This window comes from Vibrio sp. V08_P9A1T1, assembly GCF_963874405.1.
Lineage (GTDB): Bacteria > Pseudomonadota > Gammaproteobacteria > Enterobacterales > Vibrionaceae > Vibrio > Vibrio anguillarum.
This window is the reverse complement of sequence record NZ_CAWNIB010000029.1, coordinates 1-10,297: the sequence shown is the minus strand read 5'-3', so window position 1 is coordinate 10,297 and position 10,297 is coordinate 1. Positions and strand designations below refer to the sequence as shown.

The window sequence follows — 10,297 nt, the reverse complement described above, 5'->3', positions numbered from 1 at the left end:
CAGGAATAAACCTTACGATCCAAATAATGATTATTCAATTCCACACGTGGTTGCTATCACTGGGCTTGCGGTTAATACCGATATGTATGATCCCAATGATTTCCAAAGCTGGGGTGACCTATGGAACCCAGAGTTGAAAGGCCAGCTAATGTTGATGGATGATACTCGTGAGGTATTCCACATTGCCCTTCGTAAGTTAGGTTACTCAGGTAACACTACGGATGAAAAGCAAATTGATGAGGCCTACGCTGAGCTGCAAAAACTAATGCCCAATGTATTGGTATTTAACTCAGATAACCCTGCCGCTCCTTACCTCTCTGGTGAAGTTGGCTTAGGTATGCTGTGGAATGGCTCTGCAGCAGCGGCGCAAAAAGAAGGCTTGCCAATTAAGCTTGTTTTCCCTAAAGAAGGCGGTATCGGTTGGGTTGACAACTTTGCTATCAGTTCTGGTGCCAAAAACGTAGAAGCCGCACATATGATGATCGACTTCTTGCTACGTCCAGAAATTGCAGAACAAATTTCTCGCGACACGGGTTATTTAACCGGCGTGAAAGCGTCTAATGAGAAATTTAAAGACAGCCCTGCTCTTTTCCCATCTCAAGATGATTTAGATCGTGTTGAATGGCAATCTGCCGTTGGTGAAAAAACTGTGCAGTATGAAGATTACTTTATGAAGTTAAAAGCGGGTCAATAATTCCGCAAAAAGTATGAAATAGGCAGCACTAGCTGCCTATTTTCGTTAAAACTGGTATACTTTGCACTTTCGTATCACGCACCCTTGCCTAGTTAAGCTTTGGCACCGACTAAAATGGAAACGTAATGAAAAGCACACTGTATGCTGGCGCTATTTGCGCAGCAACTCTATTCACTACGCCTGCAATGGCTGCAGATCAAGAGCTTTATTTTTACAACTGGTCTGAATATATCCCCCACGACGTTCTCGAAGATTTCACCAAAGAGACAGGAATTAAAGTCATTTACTCAACCTATGAGTCTAATGAAAGCATGTATGCCAAGTTAAAGACTCAAGGTTCCGGCTACGATCTTGTCGTGCCATCCACCTACTTTGTTTCTAAAATGCGTAAAGAAGGCATGTTGCAGGAGATTGACCACGCTAAGCTTTCTCATTTTGCTGATCTTGATTCTAACTATCTCAATAAATCGTTCGACCCAAACAACAAATTTTCTATCCCTTATATCTGGGGCGCAACGGGGATTGGTATTAATACCGATATGCTTGATAAATCACTGATCAAAAACTGGGGCGACTTATGGGATGCCAAGTGGGAAGGTCAGTTGATGATGATGGACGATGCTCGTGAGGTGTTCCATATTGCACTGAGTAAGCTTGGTTACTCACCTAATACGACGGATCCTGACGAAATTAAAGCGGCCTATGAAGAGCTTAAAAAACTGATTCCAAACGTGTTAGTGTTCAACTCCGACTTTCCGGCAAACCCTTTTTTAGCGGGTGAAGTTTCTTTAGGTATGTTATGGAATGGCTCGGCGTATATGGCCCGCCAAGAAGGCGCTTCAATTGACATTATTTGGCCAGAAAAAGGCGCGATTTTCTGGATGGATAGCATATCCATTCCGGCCGGGGCCAAAAACGTTGATGCGGCTCATAAGATGATTGATTTCTTATTGCGTCCTGAGAATGCAGCAAAAATCGCATTAGAAATTGGTTACCCAACTCCCGTTAAAACAGCCTATTCACTGTTACCCAAATCTTTCGCCAATGACCCTAATATCTTCCCTCCACAATCTGTGATGGACAGCGGGTTTTGGCAAGATGAGGTGGGAGAAGCGAATGTGTTGTACGACGAATACTTTCAGAAGCTCAAAGTAAATAATTGATCATATTCAATGTTTAGATAACACGCCTACTCTAGGCGTGTTTCTTTTTTGGCATTTCTAACCCTAATATCTCTTCCACTAACCGCGGAACTTCAATACTGGCTTTACCGTAGCGTTTTTCCTCAAACTCACTTTCAACGGCACTCGGTTCTAAGTTGATCTCAATGGTGTGCGCACCGTGCATTCTGGCATCATGAACAAAGCCTGCAGCAGGATAAACAACGCCCGATGTACCGATAGAGATAAAAAGATCGGCCGTCTCGAGTGCTGAATAAATATCGCCCATGCGCAGTGGCATTTCGCCAAACCAAACAATATGAGGTCGCATTTGAGCTGGTATTTGACAGCAATGACAAAGCTCTCCGCTCAGAATGTCGTCTTTATGCTCTATTACTTGGTTAGAAACGCTGCAGCGTGCTTTAAGCAGCTCACCGTGCATATGAATCACCTGTTTGCTACCCCCCCGCTCATGAAGGTTATCGATATTCTGCGTAATAATCGTTACGTTTCCCTCTAGCTCTTGCTCTAATTTACCAAGCGCGATGTGGGCGGCATTAGGTTGTATTGATTCAGATTGGAGTTTTCGACGACGCTGATTATAGAAATCCTGTACGAGATCGGGATCACGTGCGAAACCTTCAGGGGTCGCGACATCCTCTATTTTATGGTTTTCCCATAACCCATCTTGAGCACGAAATGTTTTGATGCCTGATTCCGCTGAAATGCCAGCCCCCGTGAGGATCACGATATTCTTGTAAGGGAAATTCATACTATGTCGTCCTTATTGCACGCTTTTTTGCTAGCTTAGCACCGATGCAATAACAACAGTAGTTTTGAGGGTTAGACCATAGTATAAAATGGCCATTGATTGCTTATTTTCTGTGACATAAACCGAGCTATGAAATAGACCGAAGTACCCCGCGACTTCGGTCTATATGTAATCAATCTTCGTTAATGGCGGAGATTTTATGAATAGCCAAATCCGCGCCGTTAAATTCGTCTTCTTCAGATAAACGCAATCCAGTCAATACATTGAGAGAGCCATAAACGATTGCGGCGCCTAATACCGCCACTGAAATACCCAATAAGGTTCCTAGTAGTTGAACGGTGAGGCTGACACCACCTAGGCCGCCGAGTGATGATTGGCCAAAAATACCAGCGGCAATCCCGCCCCATGCACCACAAACACCATGTAATGGCCATACACCTAATACATCGTCTATTCTCGTTCGGTTTTGTAGTTGAGTGAACAACCAAACAAATAAAGCACCCGCTACCACTCCCGTCACTAAGGCACCCAGTGGGTGCATCAAGTCCGATCCTGCACACACCGCGACTAATCCCGCTAGAGGACCATTGTGGATAAAGCCAGGGTCATTTTTTCCGACAATTAACGCTGCTAAAATACCACCAGTCATGGCCATTAAAGAGTTCATCGCGACTAATCCACTAATTCCATTTAATGTTTGCGCTGACATGACGTTAAAACCAAACCAGCCCACACAAAGGATCCACGCGCCCAGTGCTAGGAACGGAATGTTGGATGGAGCAAAGTTGGTGTGCTTTCCTGCACGTACTCTTCCCTTACGCATTCCTAGAAACATGACAGCGATGAGTGCAATCCATCCGCCGACCGCATGCACGACCACCGAACCAGCGAAATCGTGAAAAGCAGCACCGAATTGAGCTTCAAACCAGCTTTGCACGCCATAATTGCCATTCCAAATCATTCCCTCAAACAGCGGATAAACAAACCCAACGGTGAAAAAAGTAGCAATGAGAATCGGGTAAAACCGAGCGCGCTCGGCAATGCCTCCAGAAACGATAGCAGGAATAGCGGCGGCAAACGTCAATAGAAAAAAGAACTTAACTAGATGATAGCCGTTCCCTTGGGCAAGGGTTTGTGCATCAGCAAAGAAATGAGCGCCGTAGGCTATCCAGTAACCGATAAAAAAATAGGCGATCGTAGAAATACCGAAATCGGCGAGAATTTTTACCAGCGCGTTCACTTGGTTCTTTTTACGCACAGTCCCCACCTCAAGAAAGGCAAATCCGGCGTGCATTAAAAACACCATGATTGCACCGAGCAGCAAAAATAGCGTATCAGAACTTTGAGTCAGGGCTTGTACGGCACCTTGAACCTGACTTACGGTTTGAGTCATCTTAGTGATTCTCCATTGAAATGTTGTGCACCAATCCTGTGCTACTTGATTATTTTCTCACCAATATAGTGAGTTATTGGTATTGAACAGCCTTAAAGCAAAATACATTCCAAAATAAACAAATGAATCAATAACTTTTCAATATCAAATAACTTATTGAAATAGAGTGAATTATATAAATATCAAGGGAGTTGTTGCATGATGGAAGAATAAACGCATTCATAAGAAGCGCACCAAATTGGAACGTGTGCTCCATTTTAATGCACTCTATTTTTTGGCTCGTTCCAGATTGCAGGCATTAAAAAGGCCTCCCGCAGGAAGCCTTTTCTTAAGAGTAAACCGTGGATCAGTTTACGCCACGAGATTTCAAGAATTCAGCATAAGTGCCTTTGAAATCGGTCAGTTTGTTATCACGGATTTCAATGATGCGCGTTGCCAGTGAGTCCACAAATACGCGGTCGTGAGATACGAAGAACAGAGTCCCTTTGTAGTTCTCCAAAGCCGTGTTGAGTGATTCGATCGATTCCATGTCCATGTGGTTGGTTGGCTCATCCATCAACAGCATGTTTGGCTTATGCATCATTAGTTTACCAAGCAACATACGACCTTGTTCACCACCAGAGATGACCTTAACAGATTTCTTGATGTCATCTTGGCCAAACAACATGCGCCCTAAGAAGCTGCGGATCACTTGCTCGTCATCCCCTTCTTGACGCCATTGGCTCATCCAGTCAAACAGGTTCATATCTTCGGCAAAATCGTGCGCGTGATCTTGAGCGTAGTAACCAATGTTTGCGTTTTCAGACCATTTATAGCTGCCGCTACGAGGCTCAAGTACACCCGCTAAGGTGTTAAGCAGTGTCGTTTTACCGACGCCGTTTTCACCAATGATCGCTACGCGTTCGCCCACTTCAAAAATGGCGTTGAAGTTACTGAACAGATCGTTTTCAAAACCTTGGCTAAGGTTTTCAACTTCTAACGCGTTACGGAACAACTCTTTCGATTGTTCAAAACGAATGAAAGGGTTTTGGCGGCTAGACGCTTTAACTTCGTCCAATTGGATCTTGTCAATCTGCTTAGCTCGTGACGTCGCTTGCTTCGCTTTAGATGCGTTCGCAGAAAAGCGTGCAACGAAAGTTTGCAGTTCAGCAATCTGTGCTTTCTTCTTGGCATTATCAGAGAGCAGACGAGCACGCGCTTGCGATGCCGCTGTCATGTACTCGTCATAGTTACCCGCGTAAAGACGTAGTTCACCATAATCCAAGTCAGCCATATGTGTACATACGCTGTTTAAGAAGTGACGGTCGTGCGAGATGATGATCATGGTGCAGTTACGTTGGTTTAGCGTATCTTCTAGCCAGCGAATGGTATCCATATCCAAGTTGTTGGTTGGTTCGTCAAGCAGCATGATGTGTGGTTCAGCAAACAAAACTTGCGCCAATAGCACACGCAGTTTCCAACCTGGTGCCACTTCGCTCATCAAACCAAAGTGCTGTTCAAGAGGAATGCCCACTGCAAGCAACAATTCACCGGCTTTAGACTCGGCCATGTAGCCGTCCATTTCTGCGAATTCAGTTTCGAGATCCGCAACCTTCATGCCATCTTCTTCGGTCATTTCAGGCAGAGAATAGATACGGTCACGTTCTTGTTTAACTTTCCACAACTCTTTGTGGCCCATTATTACCGTGTCGATAACCGTGAACTCTTCGTAAGCGAATTGATCCTGATTCAGTTTCGCCACGCGTTCGTTAGGATCATAGCTAACGTTACCACTCGAAGGTTCAAGCTCTCCGCTTAGAATCTTCATAAATGTTGACTTACCACAACCGTTAGCGCCAATCAGGCCATAGCGATTACCTTCGCCAAACTTAACGGAAATGTTTTCAAACAGAGGCTTTGCGCCAAATTGTTGAGTGATATTCGCGGTGGAGATCAAAACCAGTACCTTAATAAATGTGAATTGTATAAAAAACTGCGCAACGTTACTTGTTCAAGGCTCGAACTGCAAGCGATGTTTTTTGTTTCACTGCCCTCGTAGTGCGAGTAACTCGCTCATTTAATGCCTACCTGCCACTGATCATAAGTTTCGAGAGAGCAATCACATCCCCTGCGCTGGTTTTTGATACTTATTGATACATCTGCGACTATCACTGCAAACCTATAGGATACCCGTATGATTTCAGTTGCTTTGGTGGATGACCACCTCATGGTTCGCTCTGGTTTTGCACAACTGTTATCGGTTGAACCAGACATTCATGTCCACAGTGAGTATGGTAGCGCGCGCGAAGCATTTCGTGCGCTGGTGAACGCTTCTATCGATGTGGCAGTTATCGACATTTCAATGCCCGACGAAAGTGGGCTTGTGTTGTTAGAGAAACTGCGCCGCGCTCAGCCGGACTTTAAAGCCATCATTCTCTCTATTTATGATTCAGCGTCCTTTGTCAGTAAAGCGCTAGAAGCTGGCGCTTGTGGTTATTTATCAAAACGTTGTGGGCCTGGGGAGTTAGTGAGCGCCATTCGTACCGTGGCTAATGGTGATCGCTATTTGTGTGCCGATGCCTTAATTAACCTAAGCAATGCTTCAGGTACGCCATCTGTCCTTGAAGGGTTAACTAAACGCGAAAGAGAGGTGTTTGATCACCTGATTTTAGGCAAAGACGTCAAAGAGATTGGTTACGATTTATCAATTAGCCACAAAACGATTCACGTGCATCGGGCAAATATTTTAAGCAAACTGGGGCTTACCAACAATGTGGATCTCATCCGCTTTGCTATTACTCACCAACTGTTGGTTAACGAGACGTTATAGAAGCGACTATGCATTTTCATCATCGATTTTCTGAAGCTTTACCTCGGTTGTCTCTCTCCTCTGGCTTTAGCTATGCATTTGCATGCGTTTTGTATTCAATTGGTTGGTTTTGTTTATGGAACATCAGCCGCTACTTAACTCCTGATTTATTGCTGGCTGGTCTGTTTTTGCCCACAGGCTTAAAGCTGGCCACACTCGCTCTTGCACCACGTCGTTTTTGGCTTGGGATCACTTTATGCGAAATGGCTATAGTGGCGTTGCTCGGGCATGTGTTGGCTATCGCTGCTCATGAATATCTATTACTGCTGTTTGCATTGATCGCTTATTGGCTGGCGATTGCCTTTCAATCTCTCTGGACATCACTACACGTTTATTGGAAAAAACTGTTGGCGCTTACCGGGTTGACGGTCGTTTACGGCATCTTATGTGGAAGCTCGGTTTTGCTGTTGGTCAAACCGCTCAACCTCGAACTGCATTACGTGGCACAAGCGACCGTTTCAGCTCTGACCGGCGGTATACTGCTCACTCCGTTCTTATTTCTCCTGTACGATTATCTACATCAGCAGATCTGGAGACCACTGTCACCCGATCTCATCCATCAGGACGTAACACTTCGCCCCTCTGCGTTGCTATGGTGTTTGCTTTTTTTTAGTGGCGGATTGATCGCGGAGTTAACCTTGCTAGAGCAGCTCAAACCGATCGCCCTGCTCATTTTCCTGCTTCCCAATATTTTTATGGCTTATAAATACGGTTGGCAAGGCGGCGTATTGGCTAGTCTAATGAACAGTATTTTACTTGCTACGGCACGGCAAATGACAGGTTCATTTGAATCCGATATTGAACTCCAAAGTTTTATAGCGACGCAGGCTTTTGTTGGTTTAGGGCTTGGTATTGCGATTAGCCGTCAATATTTCTTGGCGCAACGCTTAGCTAAAATTAACCAAAAGCTGGCAATCGAACTCGCGAACAAACAGCAACTGGCTCGGCAATTAGTCAAGGTTGAAGAGCAAATCCGAAAATCAGTTGCACGCGAACTGCATGATGAAATTGGCCAAAATATCACCGCGATACAGATCCAATCCATGCTCGCTAGTCGCTTGGCACAAAATGAAAAACAAACCAACATCGCTGAGACGATCAACACGCTCGCGCTACGAATTCACTCATCGACACGTCAATTATTAACCGAGCTTCGCCCTCATGCGCTTGATGAATTGGGGCTTGAGAGCGCAATTCGGCAGCTTGCAAGTGAAATGAAATTTGCGGAACGACACGTCGATTTTCGTCTGAATTTCGGAATTTTTGCAGAGCGTTTAGATGACATTACGGCCGTTACACTGTATCGAATTATTCAAGAGCTGCTTAATAACGTGTGCAAACATGCACAAGCATCAGCCGTGCAATTAAGCCTTGTTCCCGGTGACATGTTCAGTGTCGATCTGCGTGATAATGGCATTGGTTTAGCTTCCGATTGGCGCAGCAAAGGCCAAGGCTTACTCGGCATCGAAGAACGCGTCAGCGCACTGGGTGGCACATTTTTAATTGAATCGCAGCGTAGCCAAATACCGCTTGGGACGCGCATAACTGTTAACTTGCCCACAAAACCGCTCACAATATCAACAAACTAGGAAAATTTCCTAGTCACTTATAACTTTGTCTCATTCATTTGGTGAATCACTCCGATACCATCTCTTAGCACTAGGGAGAAACATAGCATGCTGGGTTTTCTGATTTCAAAACCGACATCAGCACCTATAGAACCACAGGACATTGATGCAACCTATCGTTACTGGCGCTTGCATTTAATGTTATCGATGTACGTCGGCTATGGGGTGTTTTATTTCACACGCAAAAGTCTCAATTTTGCCATGCCTGCGATGCTCACTGATCTCGGGCTTGAACATTCCGATGTTGGTCTGCTTGGTACGCTCTTTTACATGACTTACGGTTTGTCAAAGTTTGTTTCTGGCATGGTCAGCGACCAATCAAAACCGAGTTACTTCATGGGTTTGGGGCTGGTTGCAACGGGTGTGATTAATGTGCTGTTTGGTTTGAGCTCTTCCCTAGCCGCATTTACCGTGCTTTGGACATTGAACGCTTTTTTCCAAGGTTGGGGATGGCCGCCGTGCGCTAAATTGCTCACTACTTGGTATTCCCGATCTGAACGTGGGTTTTGGTGGTCTATCTGGAACACTTGCCACAATTTAAGTGGCGCGCTCATTCCGATCAGCATTGGTTTTATCGCTGTGACTTTTGGTTGGCGGTACGGATTTATTGCACCGGGTTGCTTGGCGATCATCGTTGGTTTAGTGCTCTGCTTTCGCATGCAAGATAAGCCCACAACGTTAGGGTTACCCCCAGTGGGTGAGTGGCGTAACGATGAATTAGAAAAGCGCCATGAGTCTGAGGGTAAAGGTCTTCCATTTCGCCAAATTTTAAGTCGTTACGTTCTAGGGAATAAGTACGTTTGGCTGTTATGTAGCTCCTATCTACTGGTGTATGTGGTGCGTATCGCGCTAAATGATTGGGGTAATTTATACCTCACTGAACGACATGGTTATGAGCTTTTTTCGGCCAACGCTGCCGTATCGATGTTTGAAGTCGGAGGATTTTTAGGATCGCTATTTGGTGGTTGGGGCTCGGACAAATTTTTTAAAGGCAATCGAGCGCCGATGAACTTGATTTTTGCGCTAGGCATTTTCATTTCAGTGGCCGCGTTATGGCTAACACCGATTGACAACTTTGTGGTGTTGTCGGGCTGCTTCTTTTCCATCGGATTTTTTATTTTTGGTCCGCAAATGATGATAGGAATGGCCGCCGCTGAATGTTCGCACAAGGATGCGGCTGGAACCGCGACCGGTTTTGTCGGCTTATTTGGCTATCTTGGTGCAGCGTTAGCCAGTTACCCATTGGCTGTCATTATTGAACAATTTAGTTGGGAAGGATTTTTCAGTGTCATTACCCTCTCAGCCGCACTGATTGGATTACTGATTTTGCCCTTTTTAAAAGCGCAGCAGCGTGCAGGGAATGCCGTCACTATGTCATAACCTTTCCTCACGTTGTTTTCTGATTTCGCTGTGTCATGCAGCAAAAACGAAATCACAGGAATGTGATGAAACTTAACGCTGCCCTACGTCTACGTTAAGTAATGAAAATAACAAGAGGAAACAGACATGAAAGATAGATTACCTCGCAGTGTACTTGCTACCTGCATTCTCGGTGCTTCGCTTGCCGCGCCTCAAGCATTTGCTGAAGGCCGACTCGTGGTTTATTGCAGTGCCACTAACGCCATGTGCGAGACAGCGACTAAAGCATTTTCTGATAAATATGACGTAAAAACCTCTTTTGTTCGCAATGGCTCTGGCAGCACGCTGGCCAAAATCGAAGCAGAGAAGAAGAACCCACGCGCGGATGTTTGGTATGGCGGCACGTTGGATCCTCAATCACAGGCGGGTGAAATGGATCTCTT

The 10,297-nt window shown here is 45.2% G+C and carries 8 protein-coding genes and 1 pseudogene; 6 read left to right on the top strand and 3 right to left on the bottom strand.

Annotation, left to right across the window (positions count from 1 at the left end):
• Both AACT21_RS01790 and AACT21_RS01785 read left to right on the top strand, forming a co-directional pair.
• Positions 1–694: extracellular solute-binding protein (locus AACT21_RS01790; RefSeq protein WP_094164337.1), on the top strand; the 694-nt coding region annotated here is incomplete at its 5' end.
• Between the two features lie 125 nt (positions 695–819).
• On the top strand, positions 820–1,857 hold the full coding sequence (locus tag AACT21_RS01785; RefSeq protein ID WP_013856881.1) for an extracellular solute-binding protein: 1,038 nt from the start codon (positions 820–822) through the stop codon (positions 1,855–1,857).
• 31 nt (positions 1,858–1,888) lie between these two features.
• Here AACT21_RS01785 and cobB read toward each other — a convergent pair whose 3' ends face one another.
• From cobB to AACT21_RS01770, 3 genes are all read right to left on the bottom strand, one after another.
• Positions 1,889–2,626 (bottom strand): Sir2 family NAD+-dependent deacetylase, encoded by a 738-nt coding sequence (gene cobB / locus AACT21_RS01780; protein WP_013856880.1) that lies wholly within the window; start codon positions 2,624–2,626, stop codon positions 1,889–1,891.
• Positions 2,627–2,798: 172 nt separating this feature from the next.
• Positions 2,799–4,019: an ammonium transporter gene (locus tag AACT21_RS01775; RefSeq protein ID WP_094164336.1), complete on the bottom strand. Its 1,221-nt coding sequence runs from the start codon at positions 4,017–4,019 to the stop codon at positions 2,799–2,801.
• 346 nt (positions 4,020–4,365) lie between these two features.
• Positions 4,366–5,955 (bottom strand): ABC-F family ATPase, encoded by a 1,590-nt coding sequence (locus AACT21_RS01770; RefSeq protein WP_017042874.1) that lies wholly within the window; start codon positions 5,953–5,955, stop codon positions 4,366–4,368.
• 237 nt (positions 5,956–6,192) lie between these two features.
• Here AACT21_RS01770 and AACT21_RS01765 point away from each other — a divergent pair, with 237 nt between their 5' ends.
• The 4 genes and pseudogenes from AACT21_RS01765 to AACT21_RS01750 form a co-directional block, all read left to right on the top strand.
• Entirely contained in the window at positions 6,193–6,828 is a 636-nt protein-coding gene (locus AACT21_RS01765) for a response regulator (RefSeq protein WP_013856877.1), read from the top strand.
• Between the two features lie 8 nt (positions 6,829–6,836).
• Positions 6,837–8,456, top strand: coding sequence for an MASE1 domain-containing sensor histidine kinase (locus AACT21_RS01760; RefSeq protein WP_094164335.1), 1,620 nt, complete (start codon positions 6,837–6,839; stop codon positions 8,454–8,456).
• Positions 8,457–8,543: 87 nt separating this feature from the next.
• Positions 8,544–9,875: an MFS transporter family glucose-6-phosphate receptor UhpC gene (gene uhpC / locus AACT21_RS01755; RefSeq protein ID WP_094164334.1), complete on the top strand. Its 1,332-nt coding sequence runs from the start codon at positions 8,544–8,546 to the stop codon at positions 9,873–9,875.
• Positions 9,876–10,001: 126 nt separating this feature from the next.
• Positions 10,002–10,297 (top strand): annotated as a pseudogene (locus tag AACT21_RS01750) (hypothetical protein); the annotation flags it as partial.